This window comes from uncultured Ramlibacter sp. (genome assembly GCF_936925435.1).
Lineage (GTDB): Bacteria > Pseudomonadota > Gammaproteobacteria > Burkholderiales > Burkholderiaceae_C > Ramlibacter.
Genome location: NZ_CAKZHQ010000002.1, coordinates 60,325 through 78,699, shown reverse-complemented (window position 1 = coordinate 78,699; position 18,375 = coordinate 60,325). Strand labels below are relative to the sequence as shown.

Annotated in this window: 20 protein-coding genes; 11 read left to right on the top strand and 9 right to left on the bottom strand. The window is 69.6% G+C overall.

All coding sequences use genetic code 11. From position 1 onward, the window contains the following. Window positions 1–9 precede the first annotated feature (9 nt). From Q0632_RS00430 to mutS, 4 genes are all read right to left on the bottom strand, one after another. Window positions 10–822: an alpha/beta hydrolase gene (locus tag Q0632_RS00430; protein ID WP_298923207.1), complete on the bottom strand. Its 813-nt coding sequence runs from the start codon at window positions 820–822 to the stop codon at window positions 10–12. A gap of 108 nt (window positions 823–930) precedes the next feature. Then, window positions 931–1,620, bottom strand: coding sequence for an aquaporin Z (gene aqpZ, locus Q0632_RS00425; protein WP_298923205.1), 690 nt, complete (start codon window positions 1,618–1,620; stop codon window positions 931–933). Between the two features lie 127 nt (window positions 1,621–1,747). Continuing rightward, complete coding sequence (locus Q0632_RS00420; protein WP_298923203.1) at window positions 1,748–2,572, bottom strand: proteasome-type protease; 825 nt, start codon at window positions 2,570–2,572, stop codon at window positions 1,748–1,750. Continuing rightward, on the bottom strand, window positions 2,569–5,160 hold the full coding sequence (mutS, locus tag Q0632_RS00415; protein ID WP_298923201.1) for a DNA mismatch repair protein MutS: 2,592 nt from the start codon (window positions 5,158–5,160) through the stop codon (window positions 2,569–2,571). The genes Q0632_RS00420 and mutS overlap by 4 nt, the downstream gene beginning before the upstream one ends. 63 nt (window positions 5,161–5,223) lie before the next feature. Here mutS and Q0632_RS00410 point away from each other — a divergent pair, with 63 nt between their 5' ends. From Q0632_RS00410 to Q0632_RS00395, 4 genes are all read left to right on the top strand, one after another. Next, window positions 5,224–6,279, top strand: coding sequence for a cyclopropane-fatty-acyl-phospholipid synthase family protein (locus Q0632_RS00410; protein WP_298923200.1), 1,056 nt, complete (start codon window positions 5,224–5,226; stop codon window positions 6,277–6,279). After that, window positions 6,276–7,124, top strand: a complete 849-nt coding sequence (locus Q0632_RS00405) for a DUF1295 domain-containing protein (RefSeq protein WP_298923198.1) — start codon at window positions 6,276–6,278, stop codon at window positions 7,122–7,124. Before Q0632_RS00410 ends, Q0632_RS00405 begins: the two co-directional genes overlap by 4 nt. Continuing rightward, window positions 7,111–7,764 (top strand): DUF6134 family protein, encoded by a 654-nt coding sequence (locus tag Q0632_RS00400; RefSeq protein ID WP_298923196.1) that lies wholly within the window; start codon window positions 7,111–7,113, stop codon window positions 7,762–7,764. Before Q0632_RS00405 ends, Q0632_RS00400 begins: the two co-directional genes overlap by 14 nt. Window positions 7,765–7,830: 66 nt before the next feature. Continuing rightward, complete coding sequence (locus Q0632_RS00395; RefSeq protein WP_298923194.1) at window positions 7,831–8,247, top strand: DUF2177 family protein; 417 nt, start codon at window positions 7,831–7,833, stop codon at window positions 8,245–8,247. A 12-nt stretch (window positions 8,248–8,259) separates the two neighbouring features. Here Q0632_RS00395 and Q0632_RS00390 read toward each other — a convergent pair whose 3' ends face one another. Both Q0632_RS00390 and Q0632_RS00385 read right to left on the bottom strand, forming a co-directional pair. Continuing rightward, entirely contained in the window at window positions 8,260–8,916 is a 657-nt protein-coding gene (locus Q0632_RS00390; protein WP_298923192.1) for a ChrR family anti-sigma-E factor, read from the bottom strand. After that, the gene (locus Q0632_RS00385) at window positions 8,913–9,500 is read right to left on the bottom strand and encodes a sigma-70 family RNA polymerase sigma factor (RefSeq protein ID WP_298923190.1); all 588 of its coding nucleotides are present in this window, start codon (window positions 9,498–9,500) and stop codon (window positions 8,913–8,915) included. Before Q0632_RS00385 ends, Q0632_RS00390 begins: the two co-directional genes overlap by 4 nt. A 172-nt stretch (window positions 9,501–9,672) precedes the next feature. Here Q0632_RS00385 and Q0632_RS00380 point away from each other — a divergent pair, with 172 nt between their 5' ends. From Q0632_RS00380 to Q0632_RS00370, 3 genes are read left to right on the top strand one after another with little or no spacing between them, the layout of a single operon-like run. Beyond that, a complete protein-coding gene (locus Q0632_RS00380) occupies window positions 9,673–11,034 on the top strand; it encodes an NAD(P)/FAD-dependent oxidoreductase (protein WP_298923188.1) in 1,362 nt (453 codons plus the stop codon). A gap of 11 nt (window positions 11,035–11,045) precedes the next feature. Continuing rightward, on the top strand, window positions 11,046–11,837 hold the full coding sequence (locus Q0632_RS00375) for a DUF1365 domain-containing protein (protein WP_298923186.1): 792 nt from the start codon (window positions 11,046–11,048) through the stop codon (window positions 11,835–11,837). Then, window positions 11,834–13,129, top strand: coding sequence for a cyclopropane-fatty-acyl-phospholipid synthase family protein (locus Q0632_RS00370; RefSeq protein ID WP_298923184.1), 1,296 nt, complete (start codon window positions 11,834–11,836; stop codon window positions 13,127–13,129). The genes Q0632_RS00375 and Q0632_RS00370 overlap by 4 nt, the downstream gene beginning before the upstream one ends. Here the strand turns inward: Q0632_RS00370 and Q0632_RS00365 are convergent. Further along, window positions 13,123–13,533, bottom strand: a complete 411-nt coding sequence (locus tag Q0632_RS00365) for a spore coat U domain-containing protein (protein ID WP_298923182.1) — start codon at window positions 13,531–13,533, stop codon at window positions 13,123–13,125. The genes Q0632_RS00370 and Q0632_RS00365 overlap by 7 nt on opposite strands. Here Q0632_RS00365 and Q0632_RS00360 point away from each other — a divergent pair. From Q0632_RS00360 to Q0632_RS00345, 4 genes are all read left to right on the top strand, one after another. After that, window positions 13,523–13,735: a hypothetical protein gene (locus Q0632_RS00360; RefSeq protein ID WP_298923180.1), complete on the top strand. Its 213-nt coding sequence runs from the start codon at window positions 13,523–13,525 to the stop codon at window positions 13,733–13,735. The two genes, Q0632_RS00365 and Q0632_RS00360, sit on opposite strands and share 11 nt — an antisense overlap. Further along, window positions 13,726–14,292, top strand: coding sequence for a spore coat U domain-containing protein (locus tag Q0632_RS00355; RefSeq protein ID WP_298923177.1), 567 nt, complete (start codon window positions 13,726–13,728; stop codon window positions 14,290–14,292). The genes Q0632_RS00360 and Q0632_RS00355 overlap by 10 nt, the downstream gene beginning before the upstream one ends. Window positions 14,293–14,329: 37 nt before the next feature. Then, on the top strand, window positions 14,330–15,070 hold the full coding sequence (locus Q0632_RS00350) for a YoaK family protein (RefSeq protein WP_298923175.1): 741 nt from the start codon (window positions 14,330–14,332) through the stop codon (window positions 15,068–15,070). A 73-nt stretch (window positions 15,071–15,143) separates the two neighbouring features. Next, the gene (locus Q0632_RS00345) at window positions 15,144–16,331 is read left to right on the top strand and encodes an HPP family protein (RefSeq protein ID WP_298923171.1); all 1,188 of its coding nucleotides are present in this window, start codon (window positions 15,144–15,146) and stop codon (window positions 16,329–16,331) included. Here the strand turns inward: Q0632_RS00345 and Q0632_RS00340 are convergent. Beyond that, the gene (locus tag Q0632_RS00340) at window positions 16,301–17,392 is read right to left on the bottom strand and encodes a mechanosensitive ion channel domain-containing protein (protein WP_298923169.1); all 1,092 of its coding nucleotides are present in this window, start codon (window positions 17,390–17,392) and stop codon (window positions 16,301–16,303) included. The two genes, Q0632_RS00345 and Q0632_RS00340, sit on opposite strands and share 31 nt — an antisense overlap. Then, on the bottom strand, window positions 17,389–18,351 hold the full coding sequence (locus Q0632_RS00335; protein ID WP_298923167.1) for an inositol monophosphatase family protein: 963 nt from the start codon (window positions 18,349–18,351) through the stop codon (window positions 17,389–17,391). Before Q0632_RS00335 ends, Q0632_RS00340 begins: the two co-directional genes overlap by 4 nt. Window positions 18,352–18,375: the final 24 nt, after the last annotated feature.

The window sequence follows — 18,375 nt, the reverse complement described above, 5'->3', positions numbered from 1 at the left end:
GGCGCGCGGCTAGCGATCGAAGTCGAAGCCGTTGAGGGCTGCTTCGATGGCCGCCGCGGTGGCCAGGGGCTTTTCCATGGGGAACAGGTGGCTGCCGTCGAGCATCATGGTGCGGCCCTCGGTGAGCTTGCGCGTCATCTCCATGCCCACCTGCTGCATCTCGGCCGACTGCGTGCCGCCCAGGAAGGCCGCCTTGCACAACAAGGGGTGGCGCTTGAGCAGGCGGTCCAGGTTGTCGGGCAAAGTGTTGTAGATCGTGGTCTCGACCTCGCGCTCGAAGCTGAGCGCGCGCTGGCCGTCCTCGTCGTCATGCGTGCAATGCGTGACATAGTCGTTGAGCACCTGCGCGTCCCAGTTGGCAAAAGCCTTCTTGTGGCGAAAGTGTTCGACCGCCGCCTCGGCGCTGGGCCAGCGGTTGCGCCGCTGGCGGCTGACGCGGCCCGGCGAAATGGAACCCACCAGCTGCGTGGTCTTGGCCGCGCCCAGGGCCCGTGCCTTCCAGCCGCCCAGTACTGGTGAGTCGATCAACAGCACGCCGCGCGCCAGCTGCGGATGCCGCGCCGCGCACATCAGGCTCAGGAACCCACCCAGCGAATGGCCGACCAGGAAAGCCTCTTCACCGGCCTTGTCCACCTCGCGCTGCGCGAAGTCGGCCAGCTGCTGCACCAGATGCGGCCAGTTGTTGGTGACGGGGTAATCGGCATGGTGGCCGAACTTGTCGACCGCCTTGACGGTGAAGCCGCGCGCGCGCAGGCTCTTGAACAGCACGCCATAGGTCGCAGCCGGGAAGCTGTTGGCGTGGGAAAAAACGATCAGGGGCATGGGGGGATTGTCGCTTGGTGAGCGCCAACCACCCTTGTCATCCCGGGCTTGACCCGGGATCCATGCCCTGGCCGCCAACTACCCCGTTCGGGCCAAGCCGCAGCGCCTTCAGTCCTCTTCGCTGCCGATGAAGCGGTAGGCCGCTGCCCCGAGCAAGGCGCCGGCGATGGGGGCGAGCCAGAACAACCAGAGCTGGGCGACGGCCCAGTCACCGACGAAGAGCGCGACCCCCGTGCTGCGCGCGGGGTTGACCGAGGTGTTGGTCACCGGGATGCTGATCAGGTGAATCAGCGTCAGGGCCAAGCCGATGGCGATGGGCGCAAAGCCTGCGGGCGCGCGCTTGTCGGTCGCGCCGAGGATGATCAGGAGGAAGAACATGGTCATGACCACTTCGGTCACCAGCGCCGCCAGCAATGAATAGCCGCCAGGGGAGTGGGCGCCGTAGCCGTTGGAGGCAAAGCCTTTGGACACATCGAAGCCGGGCGCACCGCTGGCGATGACGTAGAGCACGCCGCCGGCCACGATGCCGCCAAGCACCTGGGCCACGATGTAAGGGACGAGCTGGCTGGCGGGAAAGCGGCCGCCGGCCCACAGGCCGATGGAGACGGCAGGGTTCAGATGGCAGCCCGAGATGTGGCCGATGGCGAAAGCCATGGTGAGCACGGTCAGGCCGAAGGCCAGCGAAACGCCGTGCAGGCCGATGCCCACGTCGGGGAAAGCGGCTGCAAGCACCGCGCTTCCGCAGCCGCCGAGGACCAGCCAGAAGGTTCCAAGAAACTCTGCACCGTATTGCTTCATTGCTTCTCCAGGGGATGAGTGGCTTTGTGCCCTTCTACATTCTCCTGCCCACAGTGGCAAGCAAAAGCTGGCTGCGTGCGCAGCGGGATGTCCAAAACCCAGGGTCAAGCCCGCAATGACAGAGAGATCAGATCAGCCGCTCGTCCGGCTTGGTGATCTTCTTGAGGGTCTTGCTGCGGCCCTCGACCTTCAGGGGCGTGTCGGTCTGGGCGTCGTCCCAGACAGGGTCTTCCAGGCTGTCGAAGACCTCGCGCAGCTTCTGGCCCCAGCTGCCGTGCAGCATGCGGTAGTAGGGGTTGTCGTGGTCCACGCAGGCGATCTTGTCGGAGGCGAAGCGGTTGGCCTCATAGACCACCAGGTCCAGCGGCGGGCCGACCGAGAGGTTGGACTTCATGGTCGAATCCATGGACACCAGGGCGCACTTGGCGGCTTCGTCCAGCGGCGTGTCGGGTGTGATGACGCGGTCCAGCACCGGCTTGCCGTACTTGGACTCGCCGATCTGGAAGTAGGGCGTCTCGGGCGTGGCCTCGATGAAGTTGCCGGCCGAGTACACATGGAACAGGCGCATGCCTTCGCCGCGGATCTGGCCGCCGAAGATCAGCGAGACGTTGAACTCCACGCCGGAGTACTTGAGCGATTCGGCATCGCGGTCGTAGACCCGGCGCACGGTCTGGCCCAGCACGCGGGCGGCATCGAACATGCTCCTGGCGTTCCAGATGGTGATGGGCTCGCTCTCGTCGCTTTCCTTCAACTGTTCCACCTGCAGCAGCTCGCGCACAGACTGCGAGATGCTCAGGTTGCCGGCCGACAGCAGCACCATGAAGCGGTCGTTGGGCCGCTCGTAGACGATCATCTTGCGGAAGGTGCTGATGTGGTCGACGCCAGCGTTGGTGCGCGAGTCCGACAAAAACACCAGGCCGGCGTTGAGTTTGATGCCGACGCAGTAGGTCATTTCTTTTCTCCCAGTTTCTTCAATGCATACAGCGCGTCCAGCGCTTCGCGCGGGCTGAGCGCGTCGGGGTTCAGTGCGCTCAGTGCGGCTTCCACCGCGCTGGGCCCAGTGTCCGCTGCTTCAGGGGGCGGCGCAAACAGGTCGACCTGCTCGCGGCTGAGGGTTTGCTGGGCTTCCAGTGCCTCCAGCGCATGGCGGGCGTGGTTGACAACCGCCACCGGCATGCCGGCCAGGCGGGCCACCTGGATGCCGTAGCTGCGGCTGGCCGGGCCGGCCTGGATCTCGTGCAAAAACACGATGTCGGCGCCCGATTCGGCGGCGCTGACGTGCACGTTCAGCGCCGCGTGGTGCCTGGCCGGGAATTCGGTCAGCTCGAAGTAGTGGGTGGCAAACAAGGTGAAGGCCTGGGTCTTGTCGTGCAGGTGGGCGGCAATGCCTGATGCAAGAGCCAGGCCATCGAAGGTCGAGGTGCCGCGGCCGATCTCGTCCATCAGCACCAGGGACTGCGCCGTGGCGGCGTGCAGGATCTGCGCGCCCTCGGTCATCTCCAGCATGAAGGTCGACTGGGCGTTGGCCAGGTCATCGGCCGCGCCGATGCGGGTGTGGATGGCATCCATGGGCCCCAGGCGGCAGGCCGCAGCCGGCACATACGAGCCCATGGCCGCCAGCAGGCTGATGATGGCCACCTGGCGCATATAGGTCGACTTGCCGCCCATGTTGGGGCCGGTGATGACCTGCATGCGCTGCTTGGGGCCCAGGCGTGTGTCGTTGGCGATGAAGGCGCCGCCGCTGGTCTCGGCCAGCCGCGCTTCCACCACCGGATGGCGGCCCTGCGTGATCTCGATGCCCGGTTCCTTCATGAAGGTCGGCCGGTCCCATCCCAGAGTCAACGAGCGTTCGGCCAGGGCGCACAGGGCGTCCAGCGAGGCCAGGGCGCGCGCCAGCCGCGTCAGGGCCGGCACATGGGGCTGCAACTGGTCCAGCACCTGCTCGTACAAATACTTTTCTCTGGCCAGCGCCCGCTCCTGCGCCGACAAGGCCTTGTCTTCGAAGGCCTTGAGTTCGGGCGTGATGAAGCGCTCGGCGTTCTTCAGGGTCTGGCGGCGCCGGTAGTCCTCGGGCACCTTGTCCAACTGGCCCTGGCTGACCTCGATGTAGAAGCCGTGCACGCGGTTGAACTGCACCTTGAGGTTGGCGATGCCGCTGCGGGCCTTCTCGCGCAGCTCCAGCTCCAGCAGGAAGCCGTCGCAGTTGTCCTGGATGGCGCGCAACTCGTCCAGGTCGGCGTCGAAGCCGCCGGCGATCACGCCGCCGTCGCGCACCAGGGCGGCGGGCTCGTCCTTGATGGCGCGGCCCAGCAGGCCGGCGCCATCGGGCGGCGCGGCCAGATCGGCCGAAATCGAAGCGAAATCGGCCTCCAGGCCGCGCAGAATGGCCCTGAGTTGCTCTGATTTCTGTAGCGACTGGCACAGGCCTACCAGCTCGCGCGGACGCACCTGGCGCAGGGCGATGCGCGCCGTGATGCGCTCCACGTCGCTCACGCCCTTGAGTTCGGCGCGCAGCGTCTGCCACAGGCCTTCGCGCAGGCGGGCGATGGAGGCGAGGCGCTGCTGGGCCTGGCTGCGCTCGCGGCGCGGCTCCAGCAGCCAGCTTTTGAGCATGCGGCTGCCCATGCCTGTCATGCAGGTGTCGAGCAAGGAGAACAGGGTGGGCGAATCTTCACCGCGCAGGGTCTGCACCAGCTCCAGGTTGCGCCGCGTGGTCAGCGGCAGGTCGATCAGCTCGTCGTCGCGCTGCACCTGCAGGTTCTGCAGGTGGGGCAGGGTCCGGCCCTGCGTGTGTTCGGCATAGGCCAGCAGGGCGGCGGCGGCGGCATGGGCTTGCGGCAGGCCTTCTGCACCCCAGGCCTCCAGGCTGGCGGCCTGCAACTGCTCGCACAGCTTGCGCTGGCCCAGGCCGGCGTCGAACTGGAAGGCCGGCCGCACCGTCAGGGCCGCGCCGGCGCGCTGGGCCTTCAGGCGCTGCTCGAAGGCCGGTGTGGCATCGGCGCTGTACAGCAGTTCGCTGGGGGCGATGCGGGCGATCCAGGTCTCGACGTCATCGCCGGCGCATTCGGCCAGGCGCAGGGCGCCCTGGGTCACGCTCAGCCAGGCCAGGCCGCAGCGGTTGCGCGGGCCTTGCTGCACGGCCAGCAGCAGGGCTTCGGACTTTTCGTTGAGCAGCTCGCTGTCGGTCAGGGTGCCGGGGGTGACGACGCGCACCACCTTGCGCTCCACCGGGCCCTTGGAGGTGGCGACGTCGCCCACCTGCTCGCAGATGGCAACCGACTCCCCCAGCTTGATCAGGCGCGCCAGGTAGGTCTCGACCGAGTGGAAGGGAACGCCGGCCATCACCACCGGCTCGCCGGCCGAATTGCCGCGCCGCGTCAGCGTGATGTCCAGCAGCCGCGCCGCCTTTTCGGCGTCGGCATAGAACAGCTCGTAGAAATCCCCCATGCGGTAGAACAGCAGGGTGCTGGGGAAGTCCGCTTTGAGGCCGTGATACTGCTGCATCATCGGCGTGTGGGAGGAGAGGTCGCTGGTGCTCATCTTGGGTGCGGGCCATCATACCCAGGGGCAGATCCAAATCCGGCGGGCCCGCGTACCAGGGCCATGGCACAACAAGCAACCGCCACGGCCCTGCGCTGGGTCGAACAGGGCCTGGCGCCCGACCCCCTGGTCCGCCTGGGCATCCGCCGCCTGCTCAAGGCCCGCCTGGCCGAACTTCGCAGCGGCGACGCCGAGGCGGCGGCGGCCCAGACCCGGGACTTCCTGGCCGGGATGCGGCAAGCGCCGCTGGCCCTGCTGCCCGAGAAAGCCAACGCCCAGCACTACGAGGTGCCGGCTGCCTTCTTCGCCGCGGTGCTGGGGCCGCACCGCAAGTACAGCGCCTGCTGGTGGCCCGAAGGCGTGCACACGCTGGAGCAGGCCGAGGCAGCGGCCCTGGACCTGAGCTGCCAGCGCGCCGGCCTGGCCGACGGGCAACACATCCTGGAGCTGGGCTGCGGCTGGGGCTCGCTGAGCCTGTGGATGGCCCAGCACTATCCCGCCAGCACGGTCACCGCCTTGTCCAACTCGCAGTCGCAGCGCCAGTACATCGAGGCCGAGGCGGCGCGCCGCGGCCTGGCCAACCTATGCGTGCTCACCAGCGACATCAATGCCTTCGACACGTCCGAGCGTTTCGACCGCGTGGTCTCGGTGGAAATGTTCGAGCACCTGCGCAACTGGCCGCGGGCGTTCGCCGGCGTGGCGCGCTGGCTGCGGCCCGGAGGCCTCTTCTTCATGCATGTGTTCGCGCACCGCGAGGCCCCCTATGCCTTCGTCGAGCGCGATGCCAGCGACTGGATGAGCCGCCACTTTTTCTCGGGCGGCATGATGCCCAGCGACGATCTCGCCCTGCATTGCCAGGACGACCTGCAGCTGCGGCAGCACTGGCGCTGGGACGGCCGCCACTACCAGCGCACCGCCGTGGCCTGGCTGCAGAACATGGACGCCGGCCGCGAGACGCTGATGCCGCTGTTTGAGGCGACCTATGGCGCCGCCGACGCCGACCTGTGGTGGACCCGCTGGCGCCTGTTCTTCCTGTCGGTGCAGGAGCTGTTCGGCTTCGGCGCCGGCCAGCAGTGGTGGGTCAGCCACTACCTGTTCGAGCAACGCGAGGCGGCATGACGCAGGCGGCGCTCGCCGGGCTGGGACTGGCGCTGTTGCTGGCGCTGCCGGTCTGGCTGGCCAGCGTGCTGCGGCGCGACGCCAGCCTGGCCGACCGCGCCTGGCCGCTGTGGATCGCGGCACCGTCCTGCCTCTATGCCTGGCTGCTGGGCGCGGATTGGCGCGGCCCGGCCGGCGCCATGCTGGCCCTGTTGATCGCCTGGGCGCTGCGCCTGTGCGCCTACATCAGCCGGCGCAACTGGGGCCATGGCGAGGACCGGCGCTACCAGGCCATCCGGGCCCGCAACCACTCCGGCTTCGCATTCAAGAGCCTGTACCTGGTGTTTGGCCTGCAGGCGGTGCTGGCCTGGCTGGTGTCGGCGCCCCTGCTGGCCGGCCTGGCGGGCGGTGCCGACTGGAACGCGCTGGGCTTGCTGGGCCTGGCGGCGGGCGTGGCCGGCCTGCTGTGCGAGGCAGCGGCTGACGCGCAGATGGCGCGTTTTCGCGCCGACCCGGCGCTGCGCGGCCAGGTCATGGACCGCGGCTTGTGGCGCTATTCGCGCCACCCCAACTACTTTGGTGAGGCCTGCGTCTGGTGGGGCCTGTGGCTGATGGGCCTGGGCGCGGCCGGCTGGGCTGCTGCCTGGAGCGTGGTCTCGCCGGCGCTGATCACGTTCTTGCTGCTGCGCGTCTCCGGCGTCGCGCTGCTGGAAAAGGACCTGGCGCAGCGCGGTCCCGCCTTCCGCGCCTACATCGCCCGCACCAGCGCTTTCGTGCCCTGGCCGCCGCGCGCGCCGCGCCCCGTTGCCGATGCCGATGCCGATGCCGATGCCGATGCCGATGCCGATGCCGATGCCGATGCTTAAAACCCTGTGGGTTCTTGCCCTGGCCTGCGCCGCCGCGCCGTCCTTGCGCGCCCAGGCGCCGCCGCTGCCGCCCAGGGAATGGCGCTTCGAGGCCCGGCTGGATGGCGAGCCCATCGGCGAGCATGTGTTCCGCCTGAGCGCAGGCGCCCAGGGCCTGCAGCTGGCCAGCGATGCGCGCTTCACGGTGCGCGTGCTGGGCATCCCGGTCTATCGCTACCGCCACCAGGCCCATGAGCAGTGGCAGGGCGGCTGCCTGGCCAGCCTGCGCTCCGACACCGAAGACGGCGGCAAGCCCAGCAGCGTGCGTGCGGCCCCCGCCGAGGGTGGGCTGCGCGTCGATGCGCCCGCGCCCGGCCGGCTGCTGCCGGGCTGCGTCATGGGCTTTGCCTACTGGCATCCCGCCATGCGCCGGCAGGCCCAGCTGCTGGACCCGCAGACCGGCCAGCTCGAGCCGGTGCGCATCCAGCAACTCGAGGCCGGCACGGTGGACGTGCGCGGCGCGCCGGTCGCGGCGGTGCGATGGCGCATCGCGCTGCGCGATCAGGCGATCGACGTCTGGTACGCGGCAGCGGGAGACGACTGGCTGGGACTGGACTCCAGCCTGGCGGGCGGCCGCAGGCTGTCCTACCGGCTGCGTTGAGCGCGCAGTGATCCAGCGGCGGGCGCCGCGCGTACCCTGGCCATGTTTTCTCCGCAGGAGCCTGCCATGTCCCTCGCCCAGACCGCCATCGCCTACCTGCTGGCCGCCGTCGTCTTCCTTGGCCTCGATGCGGTCTGGCTCAGCACCATGGCCGACAGGCTGTACCGGCCGGCCATCGGCCACTTGATGGCCGAGCGTTTCGCGCTGGCGCCGGCGGCGCTGTTCTATGGGCTCTATGTGGCCGGCATCCTCTGGTTCGCCGTGGCGCCGGCGGTCGCCTCGCGGCGGCCGCCGGCCGCGCTGTGCGCGGGCGCGCTGCTGGGCCTGCTGGCCTACGCCACCTACGACCTGACCAACCAGGCGACGCTCAAGAACTGGCCCTGGCATCTGACCCTGGCCGACATGGCCTGGGGCGCTTTCGTCACCGGCGCGGCCGCATGGGCCGCCTGCCATGGCGCGCTGTGGCAGGCGGCCAGGGCCTGAAGCGCGGCCCGCTCACATGCCGACGACCGAGCCGGCAATGCGGGCCAGCCAACCGTCGAACACCAGCTTGCCCTCGACCGAGGCCAGGCAGATGCATTCGCAGCCCGTCTGCACCACTGGCTGGTGCCGCACGCTGCCGTCGGCCTCGTCGAAGTCGCCGGGACCGAACAGGGCGCGGCCGTCGTGGAAGGTGCCGTGCAGGATTTGCGTCAGCTCCTGGCCGCTGTGGGTGTGCTGCGGCAGGTACTTGCCGGCGCCGATGCGCAGCAGGAAGACGTTGGCGCTGGCGTCCCAGGGCACGGTGACGCGGCTCCAGTGCATGCCCGGCCCCATCCAGCGCCAGGGCGTGGCCGGGCAACCGGCCAGGGCGGAGGGCCAGGCCGTGCCCTGGGGCAGGGGCGGGTGCGTGGCGGCGGCCTGTGCCCTGGCGGGTGCGCTCGCGGGCGCATCGAGGGCGGCCAGCGCGCGCGCCAGGGCCTGCGGGTCCAGTCCGGCTGCGGGCAGTTCTTCCAGCATCACGCCGCCGGCGGCTTCCAGCACAGCCAGCCGGGAGCGGCAATGGGCGCAGCCTTCCATATGGCTGGCCACCAGCAGGCAGGGGCCGGTGGGCAGGCTGCCGGCAGCGTGCTCCAGCAGCAAGGCGTCATCGGGGTGGTGTTGAATCGTCATTCGGATTCGTCCAGCAGGCGGCGCAGGCGGGCCACCGCCAGCCGCGAGCGCGACTTGACGGTGCCCAGCGGGATGCCCAGGTGGTGCGCGATCTGCGCGTGGGGCTGGTCCTCGTAAAAAGAAAGGCGCAGGACCTGCGCCTGCTCGGCCGGCAGCCGCGCGATGGCGTTGCGCACGCTGGCCTGCATGCGTGCAGCATGCAGGCGTTCTTCGGGCGGTGGGGCGTCGGCCGGCAGGGTGTCGAAGTCCGTGCCGTCGGCGACGGCGCCGGCCGTGCCGCCCTGGCGGCGGAAGCGGTCGACGCGCAGGTTGCGGGCGATGGTGAAGACCCAGGTGGCGACGCCGGCCTGGCCGCCGTCGAACAGGGCGGCCTTGCGCCAGAGCGCGACCATCGCCTCCTGCGTCACTTCCTCGGCCAGCCCATCGTCCGCGCCGGCGCGCACCAGGTAGCTTTTGACGCGCGGCGCGAAATGCTTGAACAGCACGGCGAAGGCCTGGCGGTCGCCCGACAGGGCCACCGCGCGCACCAGGTCGGCCAGGTCGTCGGCGGAAGGCAGCGCGGTGTTGGCGTCAGGGTGCTTCACGATGCTCAGGTGGGCCGGCCTGGTCCTCGCGGGCCTGGCTGCAGCTGCAAGCGGCTGGGCGATGGGGTCCATGCCGCTGTTACGCAGCGGCCGGGAAATTAGATCACAGGGGCAGCAATCCAAACCGGCAGGGCCTGCGTAGACAGAGCACACCGCCACGTGGAGACACCGAATGAGCCTTGCCCCCGCCACCCAGATGCCCCCCGGGCAGCACGCCGATGGCATGCCCCTGGACATCGCCGTGGTCGGCAGCGGCATCTCCGGGCTGTCGGCCGCCTGGCTGCTGGCGCGGCGCCACCGCGTGACCCTGTTCGAGGCCGGGCGCCGGCCCGGCGGCCACAGCCACACGGTCGACGTGCCCGTGCACGGCGTGGCGGTGGACACCGGCTTCATCGTCTACAACGAGCCGGCCTATCCCAACCTGACGGCGCTGTTCGCCCACCTGGGGGTGCGGACCCAGCCCACCGACATGTCGTTCGGCGTCAGCCTGGACGGCGGCGCGCTGGAATATTCGGGCAGCGGCCTGCGCGGCCTGTTCGCCCAGCCCGCCAACCTGGTGCGCCCGCGCTTCTGGTCCATGCTGCGTGACCTCGTGCGCTTCTACCGCAACGCGCCGGGCGAGGCCGCGCAAGCCGGGCTGCTGCCGCTGGACGAGTACCTGGACCGGCGCGGCTACGGCAGGGCCTTCCGCGAAGACCATCTTTACCCGATGGCCGCGGCGATCTGGTCAACGCCGGCGGCGCAGGTCGGCCGCTACCCGACCGAGGCCTTCGTGCGCTTCTGCGAGAACCACCACCTGCTACAACTGAGCGGCCGGCCGGCCTGGCGCACGGTGCAAGGCGGCAGCCGCCGCTATGTGCAGCGCATGCTGGAAGCGCTGCAGGGACAGGTGCACCTGGCCAGCGGCGTGCTGGAGGTGCGCCGCGGCGCGCAGGGCGTGCAGCTGCGCGTGGCCGGCGGCTGGCTGCCGCAGCGTTTCGACGACGTGGTGCTGGCCACGCACGCCGACCAGGCGCTGCGCCTGCTGCCCGATGCCAGCGAGGGCGAGCGGCGCCTGCTGGGCGCTTTCGGCTACAGCCGCAACCATGCTGTGCTGCACAGCGATCCCGCGCTGATGCCAAGGCGCCGCGCCGTCTGGTCCAGCTGGAACTACAGTGCCGACCGCAGCCGGCCGCAGGCGCTGTCCGTCACCTACTGGATGAACCAGTTGCAGGGCATTGACCCGCGGGTCCCGCTCTACCTCACGCTCAATCCGGTCACGCCGCCGCGGCCGCAGCACATGATCCGCACCGACATCTACGAGCACCCGGTGTTCGACGCCGCCGCCGTGCGCGCGCAGCGCGAGCTGTGGTCGCTGCAAGGCACGCGGCGCACCTGGTTCTGCGGCGCCTACTTCGGCGCCGGCTTCCATGAGGATGGCTTGCAGTCCGGCCTGGCGGTGGCCGAAGCCCTGGGCGGCGTGCGCCGGCCCTGGACGGTGGCGAACGAATCCGGCCGCATCCATGTGCAGGCGCCGGCGATGGTGGCGCCGTGAGGCAAGCAGGGATGCACAGCGCCCTTTACACCGGGCACGTGATGCACCAGCGCATGCGGCCCTTGCGGCACGGCTTGCGCTACCGCGTCTTCTCGCTGCTGCTGGACCTCGACGAGCTGCCCGCGCTGTGCAAGCGCCTGCGCTGGCTCTCGCTGGACCGCTTCAACCTGTTCAGCATCCACCAGCGCGACCACGGCGCGGGCGAGGCCGGGGGCTTGCGCAGCCATGTGGAGCGCCAGCTGCTGGCGGCGGGCTTGCCCACCGGCGGCGCGATCCGCCTGCTGACCATGCCGCGCATCCTGGGCCATGCCTTCAATCCGCTGTCGGTGTACTTCTGCCACGCGGTGGACGGCCGGCTGGCAGCCCTGCTCTATGAGGTCAACAACACCTTCGGCGACCGCCACAGCTACCTGATCGAAGTGGAAGAGGGCGCGTCAGCGGGGGGCGGACCCATCCTGCAGCGCTGCGCCAAGCGGATGCACGTCTCGCCCTTCCTGGGGCTGGAGATGGACTACCGCTTTCGCATCCGGCCGCCCGACGGCGCGCAGCCCATCGCCATCGGCGTGGATGTGCACGACGTAGCTGGCGCCGTGCTGGTTGCCCGTCTCGATGCGCGGCACCGGCCGCTGGGCGATGGCGCGCTGCTGGCCGCCTTTTTCGGCCATCCCCTGCTCACCTTCAAGGTGGTCGCCGCCATCCATTGGGAAGCCCTGCGCCTTTGGCTCAAGGGCGTTCCCCTGCAGGCGCGTCCGCCGCCGCCGCCCGACACCGTCACCGTCATCACCAAGGCCCGTACCCCATGAGCAGCAGCACCGATTCCCCCACCGGCTTCGCGGTGGACCTGGCCCGTCCAGCGCCCTCGCGGGGCCTTGCGCGCGGCCTGCTGACCCGCTGGGCGCGCTGGCCCTTGCGCCGCCTGGTCGGCCGCCTGCTCGAAGGCGTGCAATGCGGCTCCATCTCGGTGGAACTGCCCAATGGCCAGCGCCTGGAGGCACGCGGCGCGGCGCCGGGGCCGCAAGCGGCCATCGTGCTGCACCGCTGGCGCGCCATGGCGCAGCTGGCGCTGCAGGGCGACCTGGGCCTGGCGCAGGCCTACCGCGACGGCCACTGGTCCTCGCCCGACCTGGTGGCGCTGCTGGAGTTCGGCAGCCGCAACGAGGCCGCCTGGGGCGGCGCGCTGGAAGGCAGCGGGCCGGCGCGCTGGCTGGCCCGGCTGACGCACCTGCGCCGCGCCAACACGCGCAGCCGAAGCCGCGACAACATCGCCTTCCACTACGACCTGGGCAACGCCTTCTATGCGCAATGGCTGGACCCCAGCATGCTGTATTCCAGCGCGCTGTATGCCAGCGGCGATGAGTCGCTGGAGCAGGCCCAGGCGGCGCGCCTGCAACGCATCCTGGAACTGATGGACACACCGGCCGGCGCGCGGGTGCTGGAGATCGGCTGCGGCTGGGGCGCGCTGGCCACCGAGCTGGCGCAGCGCCACGGCGCCCATGTCACCGGACTGACCCTGTCGAGCGAGCAGCTGGCCCATGCCAACGCGCGCGGCCAGTCGCTGGGTGTGCAGTCGCAACTGGACCTGCGCCTGCAGGACTACCGCGACGTGCAGGGCGAGTACGACCGCGTGGTCTCCATCGAGATGATCGAAGCGGTCGGCGAAGACTACTGGCCCGGCTACTTCGCCACCTTGCGCCGCAGCCTGCGCGGCGGCGGCACGGCGGTGCTGCAGGCCATCACCATCGAAGAGGCCTATTTCGACCGCTACCGTCGCGGCGCCGATTTCATCCAGCGCCACATCTTTCCTGGCGGCATGCTGCCCACGGTGCAGGCCATGCGGGAGCACGCCGCGCGCGAAGGACTGGTGCTGCAGCAGGACCTGGGCTTTGGCATGAGCTACGCGCGCACGCTGGCCGAATGGCGCAGCCGCTTCCTGGCGGCCTGGCCCCGCATCGCCGCGCAGGGCTTCGACGAGCGCTTCCGGCGCCTGTGGGAGTACTACCTGTGCTACTGCGAGGCGGGCTTCCGCTCGGGCCGCGTCAACGTTGGTCTGTACAGCCTGCGTCACGCCGGTCCGGCCGATCAGCCAGCTCAGTAAAACACGCTGACGGTGATCTCGTCGCTGTAGCTGCCGTCCCGCACCCGTTGGCTGGCCGGAATTTTTCCGTAGATCGTCAGCGTCTGGACATTCCCCGAGGTCGGCACTTCGACCGTATCGTTGCCCGAGCGGTCGCCCCAGTGGACGGTGCGGCCGGCGTCCTGGTACAGATCGTAGTCGAGCTTGTCGCCGCCCGGCTCCTGGCGCATCCTGCGCCGCGTCGTGCCCCCGCCGATCCCGGTGCCGGAATCCAGCGCGATTTCCGCGACCTGCCCGGCACTGCAATGCAGTTCAAGCGTGGTCTGGCCGAGCACCGCTGCCGCCGAATTGGAGCGGTAGGCGCCGAAGTCCAGGTCGGAAGCTCTCACCACACAGCTCTGGACAATCTCCATCGTGACCGGCATGACCGCGTTGGTGGTCAAGATCGTCTGGGCACCGGCGAACACAGCCGCGCACGCCATGAACGTGGCGACCGCCTGTTTCCATCTGCCCGGCAAGACCCTCATGGCCTATGATAGTTCGTCATCTGACACGAACGTGGGAGAAGCAGGCATGAAGCGAAGTCTTCCTTCGAACGACGCGCAGGGAGTGTTGGCATGCCGATGAAGCGCCTTGTGGTTGTCCTGTTGCTGTGCGGCGCACAGCTTCCATGCTGGGCCCAACTGAACCCCTTGTTCTCGCGGAAACCGCGACCGCCGTCGCAGATTGATTGCCCCTTGCGCCCGGCCGAATGCCAGATCCATGTGCAGGTCTTCAATTTCGGCCGTGGCACCACGGCGGACACCGGCCAGGAGCCGGCCCATGCCCACTCGATGATCAGTGTCACCTGCACCAGGGCGCCCCTGGATGGTCTGGACGTCGACGTGAACTTGGAGTTGAGCGCGCTGCCGGCGTCGTCTGCGCGCGAGATGCGCGAACAGGTCAGCGGAGAGTTCCTGCGCTATGACCTGTACCTCGATCCGGCGCGCACGCGCGTCTGGGGCGATGGCAACAATGGCACCTTCGCGATCGTGAACGCCCTGGGCCTTAACGACCGCAACCGGGTCGGCTCCCTGGCCTTTCCGATCTATGGCACGGTGCCCGCAGGGCAGTACGCGGTCCCGCCCGGTCAATGGCGCGGCGCCGTGCTCACCCGGCTGGTCTACAACCCGGTCTGTCACTAGTGACTGCCGGACTGATGCCTGCCCTTCGGAGTCTCGCTTGATCCCGGCCATCCGCGGCTGGACGGCGGTCGAGCGCGCGCCTCTGGCCAACTTCCGGCTCGGTTGCGCCCTGGCCTTTGTCGCTGGCGCCGCCAACGCCGGGGGCTTTCTGGCCGTGGGGCAGTACACCTCCCACATGACGGGGGCTGTGTCCATGGTGGCCGACCATCTGGTCATGGGGAGCGTGGGCATGGCGCTGGCCGCTGCTGCCTCGGTCGTGGCCTTCGTGATGGGCGCCGCGACGACCGCGGTCCTGGTCAATTGGGGCCTGCGCAACGGGCTGTTCGGCGCCTACTGCCTGCCCCTGGCCCTGGAGGCGGCCTTGCTGCTGGTGTTTGGCATCTTCGGAGCGGCCATCGCCGCCTTTCCCGCGTTCTTCGCGCCGGTGACCGTGCTGCTGTTGTGCTTTCTGATGGGGCTGCAGAACGCCGTGATCACCAAGATCTCGAAGGCGGAGATCCGCACGACCCATGTGACGGGGCTGGTCACCGACATTGGCATCGAGCTGGGCAAGGCCCTGTTCGTCAACTGGGACACGGGCAAGCCGGGTGTGGCCGCCGACCGCCGCAAGCTGCACGTGCATGCCTGGCTGGCCGGCTGCTTCTTCGCCGGCGGGCTGATCGGCGCCCTGGGTTTCAAGCACCTGGGCTATGTCGCCACCGTCCCCCTGGCCCTGATCCTTGCGGTGCTCGTTGCCAGGCCCATCGCCCAGGATCTGGCGCGGCGGCGCGCCCCCTAGCTCGGGCCAAAAGGGCACCGCGCTGGTGCGTTGGGTGAGAATCGCTGCACAGAACAACATCAGACAGCCGCCCATGCCGCCCCAGACCTCTGTTTCCTCCGCCACTCCCGCTGCCGCCGCGCAGAGCGCTTCCCGGCTGCGCGCCTGGCTGGCGCGCCTGTGGCCCGCGCCTGTGCGGGTGGACAGCAAGGAGCGCATCCGTGCCTTCGTGGGTGCGGCGGTGGGCGTGGCGGTGGCCGGCCTGGTGTGCCGCTGGCTCGGCGGCTTCTTCCATTTCGATCCCTGGCTGGTGGCGCCCATCGGCGCCAGCGCGGTGCTGGTCTTTGCCGTGCCGGCCAGCCCGCTGGCCCAGCCCTGGGCCGTGGTGGGCGGCAACACGGTCTCGGCCCTGGTAGGCATCGCCTGCGTGCTGGCCATCCCCGATCCGGCCCTGGCCGGGGCGGTGGCCGTGGGCCTGGCAATTGCCGCCATGTTCCAGCTGCGCTGCCTGCACCCGCCCGGCGGCGCCTCGGCCCTGCTGGTGGCGCTGACCCACACCGGCGACTTCCACTTTGCTGCCTTCCCGGTGCTGGCCAACTCCATTCTGCTGGTGGCCGCCGGCATGGCCTACAACAGCCTGACCGGTCGCGCTTACCCCCACACCCAGGCGCCCGCCGCCACGCCGCCCAAGCCCGGCTCGCGTTTCACCGAGGCCGACCTGGACACCGCCCTGGCCCGCTACAACCAGGTGCTGGACATCAGCCGCGACGACCTGGCGGCCCTGCTGTACGACGCGGAGATGGCCGCCTACGGCCGCAACCTGGGCTCGCTGCGCTGCAGCGACGTGATGAGCCGCGAGCCGGTGGTGGTGGAGTTCGGCGCCTCGCTGGAAGAGGCCTGGGCGCTGATGCGCCAGCGCCGCATCAAGGCCTTGCCGGTGGTGGACAGGGCCCGGCGCATCGTGGGCATCGTCACGGTGGCGGACTTCATGCGCAATGCCGACCTGGACCGCCATGAAGGCATAGGCGAACGCCTGCGCGCCGTGGTGCGGCGCATGGGCGTGACCCACAGCGACAAGCCGGAGGTGGTGGGCCAGATCATGACGCGCCAGGTGCGCGTGGCCAGCGCCGACCGGCCGCTGGTGGACCTGATTCCCTTGTTTTCCGAAGGCGGCCACCACCACCTGCCCATCATCGACCACGAGCAGCGGCTGGTGGGCATCATCACCCAGACCGACCTGGTGCGCGCGCTCTACCGGACCGTCGTGGGATCTGCCGGCTGAGCGGCCCGCTCTTCGCTCTGGGCACGGAAGTCGCCCAGCGAGCGCACCAGCGGCAGGCACTGCGGGTACTCACGCGCGAGGAAGGCATAGAGCGCCTCGCGCACCTTGCAGCCCAGGTCGAAAGCCGGGCCGGCGGCACGGGCCGAGACCAGGGCACGCAGCTTCATGGCCCGGTCGGTGGCGTCCACCACCACCAGCTGCGCCGTGCGCTGGTCCCACTCGGGTGCCGCCTCCACCACCCGCTGCAGCTCGGCGCGCAGGGGCTCCAGCGGGGCGCTGAAATCGACGAAGAGGTAGACCGCCTGGTGGATCTGCGAGTTGCTGCGGGTCCAGTTCTCGAAGGGGTTTTCGATGAACCACTGCAGCGGGATGATCAGGCGCCGCTCGTCCCAGATCTTCAGGACCACATAGGTGCCGTTGATCTCCTCGACCCGGCCCCATTCGCCCTTGACGATCAGCACGTCATCCAGCCGGATCGGCTGGGCCAGGGCCAGCTGCAGGCCGGCGATCAGGTTGGAGAACACCGGCCGGGCGGCGATGCCGGCGACGATGCCGAGCACGCCGGCCGAGGCCAGCAGGCTGGCGCCCAGCTGGCGCGCGCCGGGGAAGGTCATCAAGGCCATGGCCGTGCCGGCCAGCAGCACCAGCACCATGGCGCAGCGCGCCAGCACCTTGGTCTGGGTCTGGATGCTGCGGGCCTGCAGGTTGTCGTCGACGTCGACCGGATGGCGGGCGATGATGCCGTTGGCCACGCCGCCGATGAAGGCCATCACGCCCCAGGTCAGGGCCGCGATCAGGGCCAGGCCGTTGAAGTGGCGGATGCCGTCGATGAAGCGCAGGTCGTTGGGCGCGGCCTGCCAGACGGCTTGCAGGGCCAGAAGGGGGAGGATGGCGCTGGCCGGCTGTTCACCGGCGGCCACCAGGGCGCTGAGCATGCGCGAATGGCCGGTGGTGCGCAGCAGCATGGCCCGGCCCATGCGCAGAACCACCAGGGCGGCCAGCACCGCAAGCACGGCGGCCACCAGGCAGGTGGCCCAGGGAGAGTGGTCCAGCAGGCTCAAGGCGCCTTGCGCACGCGCATGGTCTTGCGCGGTGCGGCAGGGGCCTGCTCAGCGGGGGCTTCCTCGTCTGCGGCGGCCGTGGTGGTGCGGGCGTACAGGTCTTCGGGGGCGGTCGCTGCCCGCGCCACGGCCATCTTGTCGGCGACGCCGGCGAACTTGGAGTACTTCGCCAGCAGCGGCACGAGCTGGGCATAGATGCGCGGGCTGCCGGCCAGGCATTCCTTCTGTTCCAGGAAGTCGGGCTCGCCGGTGAAGTTGCCCACCAGGCCGCCGGCCTCGGTCACCAGCAGCGAGCCTGCAGCCACGTCCCAGGGCGACAGGCCGGTCTCGAAGAAGCCGTCGGTAAAGCCTGCTGCCACATAGGCCAGGTCGAGCGCGGCGGCGCCCGGGCGGCGCAGGCCGGCGGTGCGCTGCATGACGTCGGCCATCATGCGCATGTAGTTGTTGAAGTTGTCGCCTGGGCGGAAGGGAAAGCCGGTGGAGATCAGGCAGCCGCGCAGGTCGACGCGCTTGGACACGCGCAGGCGCCGCGCGTTCATGTAGGCGCCGCGCCCCTTGGTGGCGGTGAACAGGTCGTTGCGGCTGGGGTCGTAGATGACGGCCTGTTCGACCTTGCCCCTGACGGCCAGCGCGATGCTGACGCAGTAGACAGGGAAGCCGTGGATGAAGTTGGTGGTGCCGTCGAGCGGATCGATGATCCAGATGAAGTCGGAATCCCGGTTGCCGTGCTCCCTGCCCGACTCTTCGGCCCAGATGCCGTGGCTGGGGTAGGCCGTCAGCAGGGTCTCGATGATGGCTGCCTCGCTGGCGTGGTCGACCTCGGTCACGAAGTCGTTCACCTGCTTTTGCGAGATGCGCACGGACTCCACATCCAGCGCGGCGCGGTTGATGATGGCGCCGGCGGCGCGTGCGGCCATGATGGCCACATTGAGCATGGGATGCAGGTTGGGAGACGACATAAGTTTTTGAGGAGCTGGCTGGAC

Bases quoted from the DNA above. Each gene is read 5' to 3' on its own strand.
- Q0632_RS00430 (WP_298923207.1), bottom strand. From the start codon at position 822: ATGCCCCTGATCGTTTTTTCCCACGCCAACAGCTTCCCGGCTGCGACC.
- aqpZ (WP_298923205.1), bottom strand. From the start codon at position 1,620: ATGAAGCAATACGGTGCAGAGTTTCTTGGAACCTTCTGGCTGGTCCTC.
- Q0632_RS00420 (WP_298923203.1), bottom strand. From the start codon at position 2,572: ATGACCTACTGCGTCGGCATCAAACTCAACGCCGGCCTGGTGTTTTTG.
- mutS (WP_298923201.1), bottom strand. From the start codon at position 5,160: ATGAGCACCAGCGACCTCTCCTCCCACACGCCGATGATGCAGCAGTAT.
- Q0632_RS00410 (WP_298923200.1), top strand. From the start codon at position 5,224: ATGGCACAACAAGCAACCGCCACGGCCCTGCGCTGGGTCGAACAGGGC.
- Q0632_RS00405 (WP_298923198.1), top strand. From the start codon at position 6,276: ATGACGCAGGCGGCGCTCGCCGGGCTGGGACTGGCGCTGTTGCTGGCG.
- Q0632_RS00400 (WP_298923196.1), top strand. From the start codon at position 7,111: ATGCCGATGCTTAAAACCCTGTGGGTTCTTGCCCTGGCCTGCGCCGCC.
- Q0632_RS00395 (WP_298923194.1), top strand. From the start codon at position 7,831: ATGTCCCTCGCCCAGACCGCCATCGCCTACCTGCTGGCCGCCGTCGTC.
- Q0632_RS00390 (WP_298923192.1), bottom strand. From the start codon at position 8,916: ATGACGATTCAACACCACCCCGATGACGCCTTGCTGCTGGAGCACGCT.
- Q0632_RS00380 (WP_298923188.1), top strand. From the start codon at position 9,673: ATGAGCCTTGCCCCCGCCACCCAGATGCCCCCCGGGCAGCACGCCGAT.
- Q0632_RS00375 (WP_298923186.1), top strand. From the start codon at position 11,046: ATGCACAGCGCCCTTTACACCGGGCACGTGATGCACCAGCGCATGCGG.
- Q0632_RS00370 (WP_298923184.1), top strand. From the start codon at position 11,834: ATGAGCAGCAGCACCGATTCCCCCACCGGCTTCGCGGTGGACCTGGCC.
- Q0632_RS00365 (WP_298923182.1), bottom strand. From the start codon at position 13,533: ATGCCGGTCACGATGGAGATTGTCCAGAGCTGTGTGGTGAGAGCTTCC.
- Q0632_RS00355 (WP_298923177.1), top strand. From the start codon at position 13,726: ATGCCGATGAAGCGCCTTGTGGTTGTCCTGTTGCTGTGCGGCGCACAG.
- Q0632_RS00345 (WP_298923171.1), top strand. From the start codon at position 15,144: ATGCCGCCCCAGACCTCTGTTTCCTCCGCCACTCCCGCTGCCGCCGCG.
- Q0632_RS00335 (WP_298923167.1), bottom strand. From the start codon at position 18,351: ATGTCGTCTCCCAACCTGCATCCCATGCTCAATGTGGCCATCATGGCC.